Here is a 17,195-nt window from a genome sequence, read left to right on the forward strand (position 1 = left end):
ATGTAAAGGAACTTTTACACCCGCTTGCAGTCAGATTTCGCAGTGCTACACTGCGCGAGTTTCGTGAATCGGAGGATTCGCATGACCACTTCTCTGCAACCTGTTTATGCCCTGGCTCCCGGTGCGAACCTGGAAGCCTACGTGCACTCGGTGAACAGCATTCCGCTGCTGACGCCGGAGCAGGAGCGCGAACTGGCCGAACGCCTCTTCTACCAGCAAGATCTGGAAGCGGCACGGCAAATGGTTCTGGCGCACCTGCGCTTTGTTGTGCATATCGCCCGGAGTTATTCCGGGTACGGCCTGGCCCAGGCCGATCTGATCCAGGAAGGCAACGTCGGCCTGATGAAGGCCGTGAAGCGCTTCAACCCGGAAATGGGTGTGCGCCTGGTGTCGTTCGCCGTGCACTGGATCAAGGCGGAAATCCACGAGTTCATCCTGCGCAACTGGCGGATCGTGAAAGTCGCGACCACCAAGGCGCAGCGCAAGCTGTTCTTCAACCTGCGCAGCCAGAAGAAGAAACTGGCCTGGCTGAGCAATGACGAAGTGCACCGCGTCGCGGAAACCCTCGGTGTCGAGGCCCGCGAAGTCCGCGAGATGGAAAGCCGTCTCACCGGACAGGACATGGCCTTCGACCCGGCGGCGGACGCCGACGACGAGAGTGCCTACCAGTCCCCGGCGCATTATCTGGAAGACCATCGCTACGATCCGGCGCGCCAGCTGGAAGAAGCGGACTGGAGCGACAGCTCCACCGCCAGCCTGCACGAGGCGCTGGAAGGCCTGGACGAGCGCAGCCGCGACATTCTCTACCAGCGCTGGCTGGCCGAGGAGAAGGCGACGTTGCACGACCTGGCGGCCAAGTACAACGTGTCCGCCGAGCGTATTCGTCAGTTGGAAAAGAACGCAATGAACAAACTCAAGGGCCGCATCGAAGCCTGACCGGCTTCGATGCGCTCCCGTTGAGATCGAGAACCGCACCCTGGTGCGGTTTTTTTCTGTCCGGTCATTCTCTGTCCAGAGTCTGGAGAGTCCCATGCCGCGCCTGCGTCCCGTCCACGGGATGTTTTTCCTGGTCATCGCCCTGCTGGCTTTCGGCCTGGGCACCTGGGTCGCCCGCACGTCGGCGCCGCCCAAGCCGCCGCAGTGGTTCAATGACTGGAAGGAAAAGGTCTTCGAGCCGCTGGCAGACGATCGCCTGAGCCTGAGCGATCTGCAGGGTCAGCAGCCCGGCGAGCTGTGGCTGACTGCCAGTCAGGACGGCCCGCAACTGCATTACCGTGGCCGCCTGGTGACGGACGAAGGGCCCTGGCATGTCGAGGCGGAGCTGGCGTTGAGCGAGGCCGAGCATGCCAGCCTGGCCAAGGCCACCGGCATGCAGCCGACCAGCAAGGACCAGCCGCTGAGCGCCGAGCTGATGAGCCAGCTGGGCAATAAGCCGGTCTCCGAACTGGCGCTGGCGCCCCAGGAGGACCTGGCAGTCGGGCGCCTGGCGGTGAGCCTGGGCGACCCGCGCCTGCGCCTGCAGGTGGATGGTGGCGAGGCCTGGGTCTATCCGGAGAAGGGCATGACGCTGCTGCATCGCGATGGCACGCTGCAGTGGATCCGCGTGGTCCCGCGCAACACCCTCAAGGTGTCGGAGGCGCCTTGAGCCGTTGAGGCGAGGTTTGTACTGCTGAGAAGCCCTCTCCCTAACCCTGGCTGCGCGCCCCGCTCCGAAGGGAGAGGGGACCGTTCGGCGTTGGTTTCGAGTATTGAGCCTTCCTGATGCTGCGGGAGAAGTACGGGGGCAGGAAATTGCAGAGGGTAGCTCCCTCTCCCTTCAGGGAGAGGGCTGGGGAGAGGGTGCGGGGCGGTGATGTCTCCAACACCGGAATGAGGCCTCTACAGCCGCTGCAAATACTCGCTGCCCAACTGCCACATCTGCTGGCGAATCCACGACGCGCGCTGGCGCACGTAGGGGCCGGGCTTGCCGGCGCTCCACTTGCGCGGGTTGGGCAGCACGGCGGCCAGCAGGCTGGCCTGCTGTTGCGACAGGCGCTTGGCGTCCACGCCGAAGTGGTGCTGGGCGGCGGCCTGGGCGCCGAACACGCCGGCATCCCATTCCACGCTGTTGAGGTAGACCTCGAGAATCCGCTGCTTGGACCAGAAGGTCTCGATCAGCAGGGTGAACCAGGCCTCGAAGCCCTTGCGCACCCAGCTGCGGCCGGTCCAGAGGAAGACGTTCTTCGCCACCTGCTGGCTGATGGTGCTGCCGCCGCGGACCTTGCCGCCCTGCTCGTTATGCGCCAGCGCCTTCTGGATCGCCGACAGGTCGAAGCCGTGGTGCTCGGCGAACTTCTGGTCCTCGCCGGCGATCACCGCGAGCTTGAGACTGTCGGGCAGTTCGTCCCAGGAGCGCCAGCTGCGCTGCAGGTCGATGGGCTTGCCGTTGAACCAGGACTCGACCTTGCGCTCGACCATCACCATGGTCCCTGGCGGCGGCACCCAGCGCAGGACGATGACCAGCGCCACGCTGATGGCGACGAACCAGAGCGCGATCTTTGACAGGCGGCGGAGGGCGTTGCGCATGCGGAGGCTTTGCCTGGGCGGATGAGCGGGCCATTATAGCGATACTCACCTGTCTGGAGCTGTCCCATGCTGCGCACTTTCCTGATGCTCGCCGCGTTCTTCGGTTTCACCGGGGTCGCCCTTGGCGCCTTCGCCGCCCATGGCCTGAAGAACAAGCTCACGCCCGAGTACCTGGCGGTGTTCCAGACCGGCGTGCACTACCAGATGCTGCACGCCCTGGCGCTGTTCGGTGTGGCGCTGCTCACCGCGCACATCGGCGGCACCCTCATCAGCCTCGCCGGCTGGGCGTTCACCGTCGGTATCCTGCTGTTCTCCGGGAGCCTCTACCTGTTGACCCTGGCGGGCCTGAGCGTGGGCATCATTACGCCGATCGGCGGGCTGTTCTTCCTCATCGGCTGGGCGCTGCTGCTGGTGGCGGCTTTCCAGCTGGGTTGACCCGGATGTCAGAAAAGCCCGAGTGCGACGCCCGGATACCTTGGTCATCCGCCGCGATCGGGCTAGAATGCGACCCCCTCCAGCAACGACCGTCCCGCCCATGCGTATTCAGTTGAATGGCGAACCCTTCGAGCTGCCCGCCGGCCAGACCGTCGCCAACCTGCTCGAGCGTCTCGACCTCACCGGCAAGCGTGTCGCGGTCGAGCTCAACCAGGACATCGTGCCGCGCAGCCAGCACGCCGCCACCGCCCTGAGCGAAGGCGACCAGGTGGAAGTGGTGCATGCCATCGGCGGCGGCTAGAGCCCGTCGCTACATCTTTCAGGCCCCGCAAAGCTTTCACATTTCCTGAGGAGTGATCCGATGAGCCAAGCTTCCTCCAACCTGCCGGTCGACAAGCCCTTCACCCTGGCTGGCCGCACCTACAATTCGCGCCTGCTGGTTGGCACCGGCAAGTACAAGGACCTCGAAGAGACCCGCGTGGCCATCGAGGCCTCGGGCGCCGAGATCGTCACCGTAGCGGTGCGCCGTACCAACATCGGCCAGAACCCGGGCGAGCCCAACCTGCTGGACGTGATCCCGCCGGATCGCTACACCATCCTGCCGAACACCGCCGGCTGCTATGACGCCGTCGAGGCCGTGCGCACCTGCCGCCTGGCCCGTGAGCTGCTGGACGGCCACAACCTGGTCAAGCTGGAAGTCCTGGCTGACCAGAAGACCCTTTTCCCCAACGTCGTTGAAACCCTCAAGGCCGCAGAAGTGCTGGTCAAGGACGGCTTCGACGTCATGGTGTACACCAGCGACGACCCGATCATTGCCCGTCAGCTGGCCGAGATCGGCTGCATCGCGGTGATGCCGCTGGCTGGCCTGATCGGCTCGGGCCTGGGCATCTGCAACCCGTACAACCTGCGCATCATCCTCGAAGAAGCCACCGTTCCGGTGCTGGTCGACGCCGGCGTGGGCACTGCGTCGGATGCAACCATCGCCATGGAGCTGGGCTGCGAGGCCGTGCTGATGAACACCGCCATCGCCCACGCGCAGAACCCGGTAATGATGGCCGAGGCCATGAAGCACGCCATCGTCGCCGGCCGCCTGGCCTACCTGGCCGGCCGCATGCCGCGCAAGCTCTACGCGAGCGCGTCGTCGCCGATGACGGGCCTGATCAACTAACGTTTCCACTTCGACGCGCGGGCCGGTTTGCCAGAAGCAACCGGCCCGCGTGTGCATTTACCCGCAAGGTCCGAGTCATGAGTGACATTCCCGAAAATCAGCCCGAGAACCAGCCCGACGCCGACAACCGTCCGATGCGCGCCATCAAGAGCTTCGTGATGCGTGCCGGCCGCATGACCGAGGGCCAGCAGCGTGGCCTCGATCAGGGCTGGCCGAAGTTCGGCCTGGAGCTGGCCGATGGTGCGCGGGACTTCGATGAAGTGTTCGGGCGCCAGGCGCCGCGTACCTTCGAGATCGGCTTCGGCATGGGCCACGCCACCCTCGAGATGGCTGCGGCCGCGCCGGAGCAGGATTTCATCGGCGTGGAAGTGCATCGGCCGGGTGTTGGCGCGCTGCTCAACGGCATGCTGACCCAGGACCTGACCAACATCCGCGTCTACAGCTGCGACGCCATCGAAGTGCTGCGCGACTGCGTCGCCGATGCCAGCCTCGATCGCCTGCTGCTGTTCTTCCCGGACCCGTGGCACAAGTCGCGCCACCACAAGCGCCGCATCGTGCAGCCGGCCTGGGCTGAGCTGGTGCGGCAGAAGCTGAAGGTTGGCGGCGTGCTGCACATGGCCACCGACTGGGAACCATACGCCGAGCACATGCTGGAAGTGATGAATGCCGCACCCGGCTATCGCAACCTTTCGGCCGATAATACCTACGTGCCGCGCCCGGAAGAGCGCCCGGTCACCAAGTTCGAACGTCGCGGGGAGCGACTCGGCCATGGCGTCTGGGACCTGAAGTTCGAGCGCGTCGACTGATCTACCGAAAAGGCCTGCCCAGCGGGCCTTTTTCACGCAAAGAACACCCTACAGACCGGGACCACCCGGCAGGCCCCAGGGCCATCCTCACCTCCTGAATAAAAAGCGGCATCCGCCGCGGACGAAAATAAGAGTGACGGACAGGAGTCCGTCGCAAAGGAGTCTGCTGTGTTGAAGAAACTTGCTGTACTGCTGATGGCAGGGGCGTGGGCCCTGCCGGCGCAGGCGAAAGTCGATGCCACCGAGGCCGCTCGACTGGGCCGCGATCTGACGCCGATGGGGGCGGAAATGGCCGGCAATGCCAGTGGCACCATCCCCGCCTGGACCGGCGGCATCACCACCGCGCCGGCGGGCTACCAGCCCGGCAGCCATCACCTCGATCCGTACGCTGGCGACGCCGTGCAGTACAAGATCGACAGCAAGAACCTGGCGCAGTACCAGGCGCTGCTCACGCCCGGCACCCAGGCGCTGCTGCAGGAGAACCCGGACTACTACCTGCGGGTCTTCCCCAGCCGCCGCAGCGCTTCCTTGCCCCAGCGCATCTATGACGCCACCCGCTTCAACGCTGAGAACGCCGAGCTGATCGCCGACGGCAACGGCGTCCAGGGCGCTGCCGCCGGCGTGCCGTTCCCGATGCCGAAGTCCGGCCTGGAAGCGATCTGGAACCACATCATGCGCTACCGCGGCGAGCAGATTCACATGGTGACCAACCAGGCCGCCGTGCTCGCCAGCGGCAGCTACAACCTGCTCAAGCTCGACCGCTACGTGTACTTCAACTACGGCCGCGAGGGCATGACCCCGCAGGACCTGAACAACACGCTGTTCTACTACAAGTACAACATCGTCGCCCCGGCCAAGCTGGCGGGTTCCGCGCTGGTGGTGCAGGAGACCATCGACCAGGTGCTGTCGATCCGCAAGGCCTGGCGCTTCAACAGCGGCGAGCGCCGCGTGCGCCGCCTGCCGAGCCTGGCCTACGACACCCTGCAGCCGGACACCAACGGCCTGGCCACCGCCGATACCGTGGACGTCTACAACGGCGCGCCGGATCACTACGAGTGGCAACTGCTGGGCAAGCGCGAGATGCTGGTGCCATACAACAGCTATGCCGTGCACCAGAAGGGTATTCCCTACGCCGATATTCTCAAGACCAAGACCCTCAACCCCGAGCTGCTGCGCTACGAGCCGCACCGCGTCTGGGTGGTCGAGGCGACCCTGCGCAAGGGGATGGGCCATCCGTTCGCCAAGCGCCGGTTCTACCTGGATGAGGACAGCTGGCAGATCCTCGCCTCGGACATCTACAACGCCGACGGCAAGCTGATCCGCGCCCAGGAAGTGCACCCGATCAACTACTACGACGTGCCCATGGTGCTCAGCACCCTGGAGGCGCTGTACGACTTCGAAGGCAAGCGCTATTTCGTCGACGGCCTGGACAACAACGAGCCGATGTACGACTTCAAGGTCCCGCTGGGGCCGCGCGACTTCACCCCGCAGGCCTTGCGCCGCGAGGGTAACTGAGTCCAGCTGAGGCCGCCGCGAGGCGGCCTTTGTCTATCTGCGCAAATGGACCTGTAGGAGCGAGCTTGCTCGCGAAGGTGCTCTCCCACAACACGACGTTGGGGTGGTTCGCGAGCAAGCTCGCTCCTACAAAAAGCTGCTGCGTTACTCGATCAACTCGGCGCCCAGCACCGTGGTCTCCGGCATGCGCATGGGCGCCGGGCTGATCTGCAGGTACTTGATGCTGGTGCGCGGGATGATCAGCAGGTCGCCGTCCACTTCGATGCTGATGACCGGCGATTCCATCTGCTTGCGGATGCCGCGGGCCACTTCGGCGGGGTCGTCGCTCTGTTGCGGGAAGCGCAGCGCCAGGCGCTGGCCATCGGAGAAGTGCAGGTAGAGATGCTTGATCGGCTTCATGTGTCCTCCGGCAGTGGTGGCCAACCGCCGGAGGCCCGCAGGTCAGCTGCGGTCGGCGATCATGCCAATCACGAAGAACACTAGCAGCAGCACGGGCGCCAGGGTGTAGTTGTTGAAATAACCCAGGCCCTTGGCCAGCCACGGAGTGACGAAGACCATCGCCAAGCCGTAGCCCACAGCGCAGATCAGTACGAACAGCAGGGTGCGGAAGACGAAGTTCAGGCTGCCGATGCGCTGCTGTACCCAGGCATTGATCGCCGGGCCGAACAGCACCAGCACGGTAGCCATGATCGCCAGGGCGATGTCGGACAGGTGGCCGCGGCACCAGCGGGAGACGTTGGCAATCAGGTCGAGCGCGAAGTCCATTGGGGCTCCTTGGGGTGCAAAGTCGCCGGGAAGTGTACACGCCGGGCGACGATGGCGTCGCCCGGCGCTGACCGCGTCAGAGACTCAGGGCAGGAAGCGCTGCAGCAGGTCGTTGAGGAACAGTTGGCCGCGTTCGGTGGGGGCCAGCCGTTGCGGATCGTCCAGCAATAGGCCGTCCTTGCGCGCCTGCCGGCAGGCTTCCTCGATGGCGGCCAGCGGCAGGCCGGTGCGCTCGGCGAAGGTTGCCGCCGGTACACCTTCGGTCAGGCGCAGGGCGTTCATCATGAACTCGAAGGGCAGGTCGCCAGCTTCCAGGTCGCGTTCGCCGGCCTGGAAGGGCTTCTCCGGATTCAGATAGTCCTTCGGCAGGCGGGTCTTCCAGGTGCGCAGGATGCGCCCTGCCGGGGTGCTCAGCTTGGCGTGGGCGCCGGCGCCGATGCCGAGGAAATCGCCGAAGGTCCAGTAGTTCAGGTTGTGCCGCGCGCGCTTGCCGTCGCGGGCATAGGCGGAGGTTTCGTACTGCAGGTAGCCCGCCTGGGCGAGCAGCGCCTGGCCGGCTTCCTGGATTTCCCACAACTGGTCGTCTTCGGGCAGCTCCGGCGGCTGGCTCCAGAACACCGTGTTCGGTTCCATGGTCAGCTGGTACCAGGACAGGTGCGTCGGCGCCAGGGCAATGGCCTGCTGCAGGTCGCTCAGTGCGTCGGCGACGCTCTGGTCGGGCAGGCCGTGCATCAGGTCCAGGTTGAAGTTGTCGAAGCCGGCGCGGCGGGCCATCTCGGCCGCCCGTATGGCTTCGTCGCCATCATGGATACGACCCAGCGCCTTGAGCTTTTCGGCCTGGAAGCTCTGGATGCCGATGGACAGCCGATTGATCCCCAGCTGGCGGTAATCGGCGAACTTGGCCTGCTCGAAGGTGCCGGGGTTGGCTTCCAGGGTGATTTCGATATCGCTTTCGAAACCGACCTGCCTTTCCAGCCCTTCAAGGATGCGGCCCAGCGCCTTGGCGGAAAACAGGCTGGGCGTGCCGCCGCCGAAGAAGATCGAGGTCAGCTTGCGGCCATGGACGTATCCGCGGTCGGCGGCCAGGTCAGCCAGCAGCGCCTCGACGTAGGCGTCTTCCGGCAGCTCCGGCCCGGCAGCGTGGGAATTGAAGTCGCAATAGGGGCATTTGCGCACGCACCAGGGGATGTGCACGTACGCGGACAGCGGTGGCAGGCGGAAGCCGGAAACCACCGGCCCGGCGTCGAGCCCGTGGCGTCCTGCCTGGCTCATAGACCCAGCCGTTGCTTCAGCAGGGCCATGGCGCGGGCGCGGTGGCTGAGCTGGTTCTTCTGCTCGGGCGGCAATTCGGCGCTGGAGCAGTTGGCTTCCGGCACCCAGAACAGCGGGTCGTAGCCGAAGCCGTGCTCGCCGCGGGCTGCGCGCAGGATGCTGCCGTGCCAGAGGCCTTCGCAGAGGATCGGCAGCGGGTCGTCGGCGTGGCGGACCAGGGCCAGCACGCTGACGAACTGGGCGCCGCGGGCCTCGTCCGGCACGTCCTTCATGGCATCGAGCAGCTTGGCGTTGTTCGCCGCGTCACCCTTGCCGTCGGCGTAGCGGGCGGAATAGATGCCCGGCGCACCGCCGAGGAAGTCCACCGCCAGGCCGGAGTCGTCGGCCAGCGCCGGCAGGCCGGAGATGCGTGCGGCATTGCGGGCCTTGAGGATGGCGTTCTCGACGAAGGACAGGCCGGTCTCTTCCGGCTCCACGTCGCTGAACTCGCCGATGGAGCGCACCTTCACGTGGGCTCCGAGCATGGCCTGGAGTTCCTTGAGCTTGCCGGCGTTGTGACTGGCCAGCACCAGTTGTTCGAGCTTGATCATTCGTCGGGGAAGATTTCCTGCATGAAGTCGAAGCTTTGCGGGGCTTCGCTTCCGGACTGGACCTGGATGGAGAAGGTCAGGGTTTCGCGGCCTTCGATGGGGAACTGCGCCAGGTTGTATACAGCGCCTTCCTCGACCACGCGCTTGAAGGTCAGGGGAATGGTCTGGCCCATCAGGTTCTTGGCGGAGCCGGCGACGGTGGCGTTGGCCGGTTTGCCGCTGGCGTCCAGCGGCACGATGTTGATCACGCCCTGGGCCTTGCTGCGCACCACGCCCACGGCTTGCGCGACGTTGGGCTGGAGGAAGCTGGAGTTGAACACGCTGTAGTGCACCTGCAGGTCACCCAGGCGCTTCACCTGTTCGGCGAAGGCGGGGACGGCGAGGACCAGGCAGGCGAAGAAGGTAAGCAGGCGGCGCATGATGTTTCTCCCGGGCTCTATCAGATAGCCGCGATCAGACGGCGATGCGGTGGTCTTGCACGCCAGCGCCGCTGATCCGGTAGATGCCGATCTCACCCAACAGATTAGGCCAGATTCGCGAGGCCCAGCCATGCTGGTGCTCGTGGTCCACCGCCAGACGGTCCAGCACCCTTGCGTGTTGCTCGTGGCAGAGCGCCTCGAAGTCGCGGAAGGTGCAGAAGTGGATGTTCGGCGTGTTGTACCAAGTGTACGGAAGGAAGTCCGACACCGGCATGCGGCCATTGCGCGCGAGGTACCAGCGGCAACGCCAGTGGCCGAAGTTGGGGAAGGTGATGATGCAGGTCCTGCCCACGCGCAGCATTTCCGCCAGCACCTTGTCCGGGTAGCGCAGGGCCTGCAGCGACTGGGTCATCACGACCACGTCGAAGCTGTTGCTGGCGAAGTTGCCCAGGCCCTTGTCGAGGTCCTGTTCGATGACGTTGACCCCACGTTCGATGCACTTGGCGATCTTGTCGGGGTCGATCTCCAGGCCGTAGCCGCCCACCTGCTTGTGGTCGCGCAGCCAGGCGAGCAGCTCGCCGTCGCCGCAGCCCAGGTCGAGCACGCGGCTGCCGGCGGGGATCCAGTCTTGGATGATTTCCAGGTCGGCGCGCATGGGTGTCCTTTTATACGCTGATGCGGTGCATGTAACCGCTGAAGGCTTGCAGGTAGCGCGGAATCGGCATCAGGAAGGCGTCATGGCCTTGCGGGGCGTCGATTTCCAGGTAGCTGACGTTCTTCTTCGCCGCCAGCAGGGCGTCGACGATCTCCCGCGAACGGGCGGGGGAGAAGCGCCAGTCGGTGGTGAAGGACATCAGGCAGAAGTCCGCTTTCACCCCGGCGAGGGTGCGCGCCAGGTCGTCGCCGTGGGCGGCGGCCGGGTCGAAGTAGTCCAGCGCCTTGGTCATCAGCAGGTAGGTATTGGCGTCGAAACGGGTGGAGAACTCCTCGCCCTGGTAGCGCAGGTAGCTTTCCACCTGGAACTCGACGCTGTGCAGGTCGTAGTTGAGCTTCTCCGACTTCATGTCGCGGCCGAACTTGGCGCCCATGGCGTCATCGGAGAGGTAGGTGATATGGCCGACCATCCGCGCCAGGCGCAGGCCGCGCTTGGGAATCACGTCGTGTTCCTGGAAGTGGCCGCCGAAGAACTCAGGGTCGGAGAGGATCGCCTGGCGCGCGACTTCGTTGAAGGCGATGTTCTGCGCCGACAGCTTCGGCGCACTGGCGATGCACAGGCAGTGGCGCACGCGCTCGGGGTAGCTGATGGTCCACTGCAGCGCCTGCATGCCGCCCAGGCTGCCGCCGACAATGGCGGCCCAGCTCTGGATGCCGAGGCGATCGGCCAGGCGTGCCTGGCTGTTGACCCAGTCTTCCACGGTGACGACCGGGAAGTCCGCGCCGTAGGCCTTGCCGGTGGCGGGGTTCGGGCTGGTCGGGCCGGTGGAGCCGTTGCAGCCGCCGAGGTTGTTCAGCGCGACGACGAAGAACTTGCGGGTATCGATGGGCTTGCCCGGACCGATGCAGCTGTCCCACCAGCCCGGCTTGCGCTCATCCTCGCTGTGGTAGCCGGCGGCGTGGTGGTGGCCGGAGAGCGCGTGGCAGATCAGCACGGCGTTGCTCGCCGTGGCGTTCAGCTCGCCGTAGGTCTCGATCACCAGCTGGTATTCGGGCAGGGTCTTGCCGCAGGCCAGGGGCAGCGGTTCGTTGAACTGCAGCGTCTGGGGGGAAACCAGACCGACGGAATCTTCGGGGAAGACTGTTGGCATCGACCCAGCTCATGAATAAAAAAGGACGGCCAGTCTAAAGAGCGCCGCCCCCCGCGGCAAGCGCACTCGGAAGGCGCGGCGCGGGCGTGGCGCGGGCTTCAGGCGCGCTGAGAAGTGGGCAGGGTGACGACCTTGGCCTGGCGTTGCAGCGGTGCCGGGCGGCGCAGCTGGCGAAGAATGTCGGTGGCCTCGACCAGTTGCTGCTCCAGCTCCTCGGTATAGCGCCCCAGCAGCAGCGAGCGCTGCCGTGCCTGCTGGGTTTCCTGGGCCAGGGCCTTGAGGCGCAGCATGTGGGTTTCCAGCATCTGCTTGTGCTCGAGGCTGTACTGCATCAGCGGCATCAGGGCGTCGGCGGCCCATTGCTCGGCCTCTTCGCGCAGGCGCTGGTGCAGGCCGATGACTTCCTGGGCGACGGTGGCGAAGAAGCGTCGGGTCAGCAGGCGCTGCTCGGTGAGCAGGGTCTTGAGGTGCAGGCGGAAGCGGTCGGCTTTCTCCTGCAGCTTGGCGAGATCACGCAGGTAGCGCTGGACGCGGAACTGCGGGGCATCCAGGGCGTTGAGCGGGTTTTCCTCGTTGTGCCGCTGGTAGATGGCCGCGACCATGCGGTTGGCTGTCTCCGACTCGTGCATCAGGCCGACCAGGTCGGTTTCCACGGTGCGGAAGAACTGCAGGATGGCCTGGTGGATGCCGACCGTGGTCCAACTGCCGCGCAGCTTCTCGTGGACCTTCTTCAGGTGCTGCTCGAGCCGTTCCGGGCGCACCGCGTCGCGCAGTTGTTCGCCCTGGTGGCGCAACAGCCGCTGGTTGGTCTTCAGGCTGAGCAGGCGCTTGTGGTGCAGGTTGTGGTCGTCCTTGGTCCGCGCGGTCAGCTCGAACAGCAACTGGCCGCTGTCCTGTTGTTGGTCGTTGAGCAGCGCCTGCTGCTCCTTCACCTTGTCCAGGCGCACGCGCAGGCTGTGCTGGCTGTTGTTGACCAGCGCCAGCACCTGGCCGACCACGGCGTCCTCCAGCAGGCGCTCCTTCTGCGCGACGATGCGCTCGCAGAGCAGCTCCTCCAAGGACTCCATCTGGCTGCGCACGAGCAGGTCGCGGTCGCCGCGCACCTTGGCCAGCAGCGCCTGCTTGGCCGACAGCGGCAGCACGTCTTCGCGGGCGATGCCCAGCTGGCGCGCGGTGGTGTCCTGGATATGGTGGATGGCGTTCTGCACGAAGACTTCGCCGGCCAGGTCGTCCCAGAGCACGTCGATCTTGTTCAGCACCGCGTAGAGGCTGGTGTGGCCGTCCTCGCCGAGCTGGCGCACGTGGTCCCGCCAGATGGCCATGTCGGAGGCGGTCACGCCGGTATCGGCCGCCAGCAGGAAGAGGATCGATTGCGCGCTGGGCAGCATCGACAGAGTCAGTTCCGGCTCGCTGCCCAGGGCATTCAGGCCGGGCGTGTCGAGGATGCGCAGGCCCTGGCGCAGCAGTGGGTGGTCGAAGTTGACCAGCGCGTGGCGCCACGCCGGCACCAGTACGATGCCGGGCTTGTCCGTGGCTTCGAGCATGTCCGGGTGGAAGCCCAGCTGGATCGCCTGCTCCACCGGCAGCGGCTTGGTCTCGGCGACCTGGGCGAAGGCCTCGGCCATGTTCGCCGGGTCCGAGGTATCCAGCGGGATGTTCACCCAGTGCCGCGGAATGCGCTTGAACTGCGCCACGCTGGCATCGGCGACGCGGGTCTCGATGGGCAGCAGGCGGATGTAGGGGCGTTCCGAGCGCGGGTCGAAGAACAGCTCGGTCGGGCACATGGTGGTGCGGCCGGCCTGGGATGGCAGCATGCGGCGGCCGAATCCGGCGAAGAACAGGCTGTTGATCAGCTCGGTCTTGCCGCGCGAGTACTCGCCGACGAAGGCCAGGGTGATGTGGTCGACGCGCAGCAGGCGCAGGGTGCGTTCGAGACGGTTCTCGATTTCCGGGGTATTCAGCCGGGCGCGCTCCAGCCAGCTGCGATAGCGGGTGATCTCACGGACCAGCTCGCGCTTCCAGGTGACATAGGCATCGATCTGCTGACTGAGACGTTCCATGCTCATCCGGGCGTTCCTTGGGCTGGCGCGTCCTGCGCGGGGAATGGATGGCGTGGATTATGCGACGGAGTGTAGGAATAGCAATTGGCCTACAGCACATTCCTACACGTAAGGTCGGCCAAGGTTACCGAGCGGCTATCCCGAGTTCTGCCGGAAATTTCGTCGGGTGGGGAATACGCACGCGCTTCTGGCGATTCAGTTCGCCGCTTTCCAGCTTCACCGTGCTTTTCGGCACGCCGAAGGCCTTGCCGAGGAATGCCAGCAGATGAGCATTGGCCTTGCCGTCCACCGGCGGCGCGGTCAGGCGGATCTTCAGGCGTTCGCCGTGCAGCCCGGCGAACTCGTCGCGGCTCGCCTTGGGTTGCAGGTGGCAGTCGAGGATCAGGTCCTCGCCGTCCCAGAAATAGAAGCTCATTCGTCTTGCGGACTGCCGGAGCTCGCCGCGCGGGCGAGCTCCCTGGTCATTTACATGAAGGGGCTGAGGATCTGCGGCATCCCGGTCATCGCGGCCAGGTTGCCGATCACCAGCATGTCGATCAGCTTCAGCGCGATGAAGGCGAAGATCGGCGAGATATCCAGGCCGCCGAGGTTCGGCAGGAGCTTGCGGAAGGGCGCCAGGAATGGCTCGCAGATCTGGTTTACCAGTTGGGCGCCGGGGTTGTAGCTGCCCGGGGCGACCCAGGAGAGGATCACGCTGATGATCAGGGCAAAGAAGAAGATCTTCAGGAACAGCGAGGTCACCGCGATGATCGACCACACCAGCAGCTGCAGGACGTAGCCGCCGACGCCATAACCCATCAGGGTCAGGGTGATGACCATCAGCAGCAGCTGGACCAGGATGGCCAGCACCAGTGAGGCGAAGTCGATACCGCCGAAGCCGGGGATGACGCGGCGCAGCGGGTTCAGCAATGGCTTGGTGGCGCGCACGATGAACTGGCTGAGCGGGTTGTAGAAGTCGGCGCGGACCAGTTGCAGGATGAAGCGCAGCAGGACGATCAGCAGGTACAGGCTGCCCAGCGTCTGGATGACGTAAATGGCAGCGGTGGAAATTCCGGTCATTGAGGGCTCCTCGTCATTGACCCAGTTGTTCGGCCAGCTCGGCGGAGCGGTGGTCGGCGGCGCCTACCGCCTTCTCCACCAGCGCCTCGAAACCGTTGGCCTGGAAAGTGGTGATGGCCGCTTCGGTGGTGCCCTTGGGCGAGGTCACGCGGCGGCGCAGTTCGGCGGGATCGACATCGCTGGTGGTGGCCATCTGCGCGGCGCCCAGGGCGGTCTGGCGGGCCAGCTGGGCGGCGACTTCGCGGGACAGGCCGAGCTTCTCGCCGGCGGCGGTCATGGCTTCCATCAGCAGGAAGAAGTAGGCCGGGCCGCTGCCGGAGACGGCGGTGACCGCGTCAATCTGGCGCTCCTCGTCCAGCCACAGGGCGATGCCCACGGCGCTCAGCAGTTGCTGCGCCTGCTCGCGCTGGGCGGCACTCACGCTCGAATTGGGGTACAGGCCGCTGGCGCCCAGGCCGACCAGGGCCGGGGTGTTGGGCATGCAGCGGACGATGGCGCGCGGCTGGCCGTTCACGGCGCCCAGCCAGCGTTCGAGGCTGGCGCAGGGGATGCCGGCGGCGATGGAGACGATCAGTGCGCTATCGGACAGCGACGGCGCCAGCGCCAGGCAGACGTCCTTCATGACCTGCGGCTTGACCGCCAGGACCACCACATCGGCGCCGGCCACGGCGCTGGCGTTGTCGCCGACCACGTCGATGCCGTGTTCGGCAGCGATCTTCGCGCGCTGCTCGGCACCCGGGTCGCTGGCGCGGATGCGGCTGGCTTCGACGCCCTTGGCGCGCAGGCCGCCGATGAGACTGGCGGCCATGTTGCCGGCGCCGATGAAGGCAATGCGGGTGCTCATTACGTCTCTTCCTTTATTCAGTGCGAGGCGCCGTAGTCGCGGGCGCCGAACAGGGCGGTACCGATCCGTACCCAGGTGGCGCCTTCGCCGATGGCGGCTTCGAGGTCGTGGCTCATGCCCATGGACAGGGTGTCCAGGCCGAGGTTCAGGGCCTGCATCAGTTCGCGCAGGCGGGCAAATGCAGCGTGCTGCGCGGCAACGTCTTCGGTTGGCTCAGGTATGGCCATCAGACCGCGCAGTTTCAAGTGGGGCAGTTGCGAAATTGCCTGGGCAAGGGCAGGCAGTTCTTCGGGGGAACAGCCGGATTTGCTGTCTTCGCCGCTGACATTCACCTGCAGCAGCACGTTCAGCGGCGGCAGGTTTGCCGGGCGCTGTTCGGAAAGGCGCTGGGCGACCTTCAGGCGGTCCACCGAATGCACCCAGTGGAAGTGCTCGGCGATGGGCCGGGTCTTGTTCGACTGGATAGGGCCGATGAAGTGCCAGGTCAGCGGCAGGTCGGCCAGCTCGACCTGCTTGAGCAGCGCTTCCTGCAGGTAGTTTTCGCCGAAATCGGCCAGGCCTTCGGCATACGCTTCGCGGATGGCGGCGGCGGGTTTGGTCTTGCTCACGGCGAGCAACTGCACCGAGCCAGGCGTGCGATTTTTCGCTTGTTCCGCCTCACGGATTCGTACGCGAACCTTTGCAATATTCTCTGCTATCGTGGACATTACCGTCGCTTTTCCGCCCGGCTGCTGCGAGTTCTGCGGCATTCTACCTGCTTGCTCTTGATTGGGGAGTCCCATGGATATTACCGAGCTGCTCGCCTTCAGCGCCAAGCAGGGCGCTTCGGACCTGCACCTCTCGGCCGGCCTGCCGCCGATGATCCGCGTCGACGGCGATGTTCGCCGCATCAACCTGCCGCCGCTCGAGCACAAGCAGGTTCACGCGCTGATCTACGACATCATGAACGACAAGCAGCGCAAGGATTACGAAGAGTTCCTGGAAACCGACTTTTCCTTCGAAGTGCCGGGCGTGGCGCGCTTCCGGGTCAACGCCTTCAACCAGAACCGCGGCGCCGGCGCCGTGTTCCGGACCATTCCCTCCAAGGTACTCACGATGGAGGACCTGGGAATGGGAGAAGTGTTCAAACGTGTTTCAGACGTGCCGCGCGGCCTGGTGTTGGTCACCGGCCCGACCGGTTCGGGCAAGTCCACCTCGCTGGCGGCGATGCTCGACTACCTGAACAACACCAAGTACAGCCACATCCTCACCGTCGAAGACCCGATCGAATTCGTCCATGAGTCGAAGAAGTGCCTGGTCAACCAGCGTGAGGTGCACCGCGACACCCTGGGCTTCAACGAGGCACTGCGCTCGGCCCTGCGTGAGGACCCGGACATCATCCTGGTGGGTGAGATGCGTGACCTGGAGACCATCCGCCTGGCGCTGACCGCCGCGGAAACCGGCCACCTGGTCTTCGGCACCCTGCACACCACCTCCGCGGCCAAGACCATCGACCGTATCGTCGACGTGTTCCCTGCCGAAGAGAAGTCCATGGTCCGCTCCATGCTCTCCGAATCCTTGCAGGCGGTGATCTCCCAGACCCTGCTGAAGAAGATCGGCGGCGGCCGTGTCGCGGCCCACGAGATCATGATCGGCACCCCGGCGATCCGTAACCTGATCCGCGAGGACAAGGTCGCGCAGATGTACTCTGCCATCCAGACCGGCGGCGCGCTCGGCATGCAGACCCTCGACATGTGCCTGAAAGGCCTGGTCGCCAAGGGCCTGGTCACCCGCGATTCGGCGAAAGAAAAAGCCAAGATCCCGGAAAACTTCTAATCCCACCGGGCCGCTCCCGGCCCGGCGCACGGAGCGCGCCACACGCACCCGCTTCGTGATCCGACAGCCCCGTCGTA

Annotated in this window: 20 protein-coding genes and 1 pseudogene; 8 read left to right on the top strand and 13 right to left on the bottom strand. The window is 65.4% G+C overall.

The genetic code is table 11. The features are described from left to right. Positions 1-81: 81 nt before the first annotated feature. Positions 82-936 (top strand): RNA polymerase sigma factor RpoH, encoded by an 855-nt coding sequence (rpoH, locus tag RS899_RS29040; RefSeq protein WP_024766773.1) that lies wholly within the window; start codon positions 82-84, stop codon positions 934-936. A 94-nt stretch (positions 937-1,030) separates the two neighbouring features. Beyond that, the gene (locus tag RS899_RS29045; RefSeq protein ID WP_054907809.1) at positions 1,031-1,645 is read left to right on the top strand and encodes a hypothetical protein; all 615 of its coding nucleotides are present in this window, start codon (positions 1,031-1,033) and stop codon (positions 1,643-1,645) included. 233 nt (positions 1,646-1,878) lie between these two features. Here RS899_RS29045 and mtgA read toward each other — a convergent pair. After that, positions 1,879-2,599 (bottom strand): annotated as a pseudogene (gene mtgA / locus RS899_RS29050) (monofunctional biosynthetic peptidoglycan transglycosylase). A 32-nt stretch (positions 2,600-2,631) separates the two neighbouring features. Here mtgA and RS899_RS29055 point away from each other — a divergent pair. The 5 genes from RS899_RS29055 to RS899_RS29075 all read left to right on the top strand — a co-directional run bounded on the left by RS899_RS29055 (position 2,632) and on the right by RS899_RS29075 (position 6,489). Beyond that, the gene (locus RS899_RS29055) at positions 2,632-3,000 is read left to right on the top strand and encodes a DUF423 domain-containing protein (RefSeq protein ID WP_024766771.1); all 369 of its coding nucleotides are present in this window, start codon (positions 2,632-2,634) and stop codon (positions 2,998-3,000) included. 100 nt (positions 3,001-3,100) lie between these two features. Further along, positions 3,101-3,301 (top strand): sulfur carrier protein ThiS, encoded by a 201-nt coding sequence (gene thiS, locus RS899_RS29060; protein WP_024766770.1) that lies wholly within the window; start codon positions 3,101-3,103, stop codon positions 3,299-3,301. A gap of 60 nt (positions 3,302-3,361) precedes the next feature. Next, positions 3,362-4,168 carry a thiazole synthase gene (locus RS899_RS29065; RefSeq protein ID WP_037013526.1) on the top strand — a complete coding sequence of 269 codons (807 nt, stop codon included), beginning with the start codon at positions 3,362-3,364 and terminating at the stop codon, positions 4,166-4,168. 134 nt (positions 4,169-4,302) lie between these two features. After that, positions 4,303-4,974 (top strand): tRNA (guanosine(46)-N7)-methyltransferase TrmB, encoded by a 672-nt coding sequence (gene trmB, locus RS899_RS29070; protein ID WP_315810482.1) that lies wholly within the window; start codon positions 4,303-4,305, stop codon positions 4,972-4,974. A gap of 168 nt (positions 4,975-5,142) precedes the next feature. Beyond that, complete coding sequence (locus RS899_RS29075) at positions 5,143-6,489, top strand: DUF1329 domain-containing protein (protein ID WP_315808660.1); 1,347 nt, start codon at positions 5,143-5,145, stop codon at positions 6,487-6,489. Between the two features lie 144 nt (positions 6,490-6,633). On the opposite strand, the gene RS899_RS29080 is transcribed toward RS899_RS29075, so the two are convergent. The 12 genes from RS899_RS29080 to RS899_RS29135 form a co-directional block, all read right to left on the bottom strand. After that, a complete protein-coding gene (locus RS899_RS29080) occupies positions 6,634-6,888 on the bottom strand; it encodes a hypothetical protein (RefSeq protein WP_017520105.1) in 255 nt (84 codons plus the stop codon). A 42-nt stretch (positions 6,889-6,930) separates the two neighbouring features. Then, positions 6,931-7,254, bottom strand: a complete 324-nt coding sequence (locus tag RS899_RS29085) for a DUF3392 domain-containing protein (RefSeq protein ID WP_017520106.1) — start codon at positions 7,252-7,254, stop codon at positions 6,931-6,933. 84 nt (positions 7,255-7,338) lie between these two features. Then, complete coding sequence (gene hemW, locus RS899_RS29090; RefSeq protein ID WP_315808661.1) at positions 7,339-8,526, bottom strand: radical SAM family heme chaperone HemW; 1,188 nt, start codon at positions 8,524-8,526, stop codon at positions 7,339-7,341. After that, positions 8,523-9,116: an RdgB/HAM1 family non-canonical purine NTP pyrophosphatase gene (gene rdgB, locus RS899_RS29095; RefSeq protein WP_315808662.1), complete on the bottom strand. Its 594-nt coding sequence runs from the start codon at positions 9,114-9,116 to the stop codon at positions 8,523-8,525. The genes hemW and rdgB overlap by 4 nt, the downstream gene beginning before the upstream one ends. Continuing rightward, positions 9,113-9,535, bottom strand: coding sequence for a DUF4426 domain-containing protein (locus RS899_RS29100; RefSeq protein WP_054907816.1), 423 nt, complete (start codon positions 9,533-9,535; stop codon positions 9,113-9,115). The genes rdgB and RS899_RS29100 overlap by 4 nt, the downstream gene beginning before the upstream one ends. A 34-nt stretch (positions 9,536-9,569) precedes the next feature. Continuing rightward, on the bottom strand, positions 9,570-10,190 hold the full coding sequence (metW, locus tag RS899_RS29105) for a methionine biosynthesis protein MetW (protein ID WP_024766763.1): 621 nt from the start codon (positions 10,188-10,190) through the stop codon (positions 9,570-9,572). A 10-nt stretch (positions 10,191-10,200) separates the two neighbouring features. Next, on the bottom strand, positions 10,201-11,340 hold the full coding sequence (metX, locus tag RS899_RS29110) for a homoserine O-succinyltransferase MetX (protein ID WP_054907817.1): 1,140 nt from the start codon (positions 11,338-11,340) through the stop codon (positions 10,201-10,203). A gap of 98 nt (positions 11,341-11,438) precedes the next feature. Further along, entirely contained in the window at positions 11,439-13,406 is a 1,968-nt protein-coding gene (locus RS899_RS29115) for a dynamin-like GTPase family protein (protein WP_315808663.1), read from the bottom strand. A gap of 118 nt (positions 13,407-13,524) precedes the next feature. Next, a complete protein-coding gene (locus RS899_RS29120) occupies positions 13,525-13,815 on the bottom strand; it encodes a DUF167 domain-containing protein (RefSeq protein WP_315808664.1) in 291 nt (96 codons plus the stop codon). Between the two features lie 50 nt (positions 13,816-13,865). After that, positions 13,866-14,459, bottom strand: a complete 594-nt coding sequence (locus RS899_RS29125) for a YggT family protein (RefSeq protein WP_169934999.1) — start codon at positions 14,457-14,459, stop codon at positions 13,866-13,868. A gap of 13 nt (positions 14,460-14,472) precedes the next feature. Then, the gene (gene proC, locus RS899_RS29130) at positions 14,473-15,303 is read right to left on the bottom strand and encodes a pyrroline-5-carboxylate reductase (protein WP_315808665.1); all 831 of its coding nucleotides are present in this window, start codon (positions 15,301-15,303) and stop codon (positions 14,473-14,475) included. A 17-nt stretch (positions 15,304-15,320) separates the two neighbouring features. After that, entirely contained in the window at positions 15,321-16,010 is a 690-nt protein-coding gene (locus RS899_RS29135) for a YggS family pyridoxal phosphate-dependent enzyme (RefSeq protein ID WP_315808666.1), read from the bottom strand. A 73-nt stretch (positions 16,011-16,083) separates the two neighbouring features. On the opposite strand from RS899_RS29135, the gene pilT reads away from it, so the two are divergent. Then, on the top strand, positions 16,084-17,118 hold the full coding sequence (pilT, locus tag RS899_RS29140) for a type IV pilus twitching motility protein PilT (protein ID WP_024766758.1): 1,035 nt from the start codon (positions 16,084-16,086) through the stop codon (positions 17,116-17,118). Positions 17,119-17,195 lie beyond the last annotated feature (77 nt).

This window comes from Pseudomonas sp. C9-3, from assembly GCF_032392015.1.
GTDB classification, from domain to species: Bacteria; Pseudomonadota; Gammaproteobacteria; order Pseudomonadales; family Pseudomonadaceae; genus Pseudomonas; species Pseudomonas nitroreducens.

Excerpts from the sequence above, each read along its gene's own strand:
- rpoH (WP_024766773.1), top strand. The coding sequence starts at position 82 with ATGACCACTTCTCTGCAACCTGTTTATGCCCTGGCTCCCGGTGCGAAC.
- RS899_RS29045 (WP_054907809.1), top strand. The coding sequence starts at position 1,031 with ATGCCGCGCCTGCGTCCCGTCCACGGGATGTTTTTCCTGGTCATCGCC.
- RS899_RS29055 (WP_024766771.1), top strand. The coding sequence starts at position 2,632 with ATGCTGCGCACTTTCCTGATGCTCGCCGCGTTCTTCGGTTTCACCGGG.
- thiS (WP_024766770.1), top strand. The coding sequence starts at position 3,101 with ATGCGTATTCAGTTGAATGGCGAACCCTTCGAGCTGCCCGCCGGCCAG.
- RS899_RS29065 (WP_037013526.1), top strand. The coding sequence starts at position 3,362 with ATGAGCCAAGCTTCCTCCAACCTGCCGGTCGACAAGCCCTTCACCCTG.
- trmB (WP_315810482.1), top strand. The coding sequence starts at position 4,303 with ATGCGCGCCATCAAGAGCTTCGTGATGCGTGCCGGCCGCATGACCGAG.
- RS899_RS29080 (WP_017520105.1), bottom strand. The coding sequence starts at position 6,888 with ATGAAGCCGATCAAGCATCTCTACCTGCACTTCTCCGATGGCCAGCGC.
- RS899_RS29085 (WP_017520106.1), bottom strand. The coding sequence starts at position 7,254 with ATGGACTTCGCGCTCGACCTGATTGCCAACGTCTCCCGCTGGTGCCGC.
- hemW (WP_315808661.1), bottom strand. The coding sequence starts at position 8,526 with ATGAGCCAGGCAGGACGCCACGGGCTCGACGCCGGGCCGGTGGTTTCC.
- rdgB (WP_315808662.1), bottom strand. The coding sequence starts at position 9,116 with ATGATCAAGCTCGAACAACTGGTGCTGGCCAGTCACAACGCCGGCAAG.
- RS899_RS29100 (WP_054907816.1), bottom strand. The coding sequence starts at position 9,535 with ATGCGCCGCCTGCTTACCTTCTTCGCCTGCCTGGTCCTCGCCGTCCCC.
- metW (WP_024766763.1), bottom strand. The coding sequence starts at position 10,190 with ATGCGCGCCGACCTGGAAATCATCCAAGACTGGATCCCCGCCGGCAGC.
- metX (WP_054907817.1), bottom strand. The coding sequence starts at position 11,340 with ATGCCAACAGTCTTCCCCGAAGATTCCGTCGGTCTGGTTTCCCCCCAG.
- RS899_RS29115 (WP_315808663.1), bottom strand. The coding sequence starts at position 13,406 with ATGAGCATGGAACGTCTCAGTCAGCAGATCGATGCCTATGTCACCTGG.
- RS899_RS29120 (WP_315808664.1), bottom strand. The coding sequence starts at position 13,815 with ATGAGCTTCTATTTCTGGGACGGCGAGGACCTGATCCTCGACTGCCAC.
- RS899_RS29125 (WP_169934999.1), bottom strand. The coding sequence starts at position 14,459 with ATGACCGGAATTTCCACCGCTGCCATTTACGTCATCCAGACGCTGGGC.
- proC (WP_315808665.1), bottom strand. The coding sequence starts at position 15,303 with ATGAGCACCCGCATTGCCTTCATCGGCGCCGGCAACATGGCCGCCAGT.
- RS899_RS29135 (WP_315808666.1), bottom strand. The coding sequence starts at position 16,010 with ATGTCCACGATAGCAGAGAATATTGCAAAGGTTCGCGTACGAATCCGT.
- pilT (WP_024766758.1), top strand. The coding sequence starts at position 16,084 with ATGGATATTACCGAGCTGCTCGCCTTCAGCGCCAAGCAGGGCGCTTCG.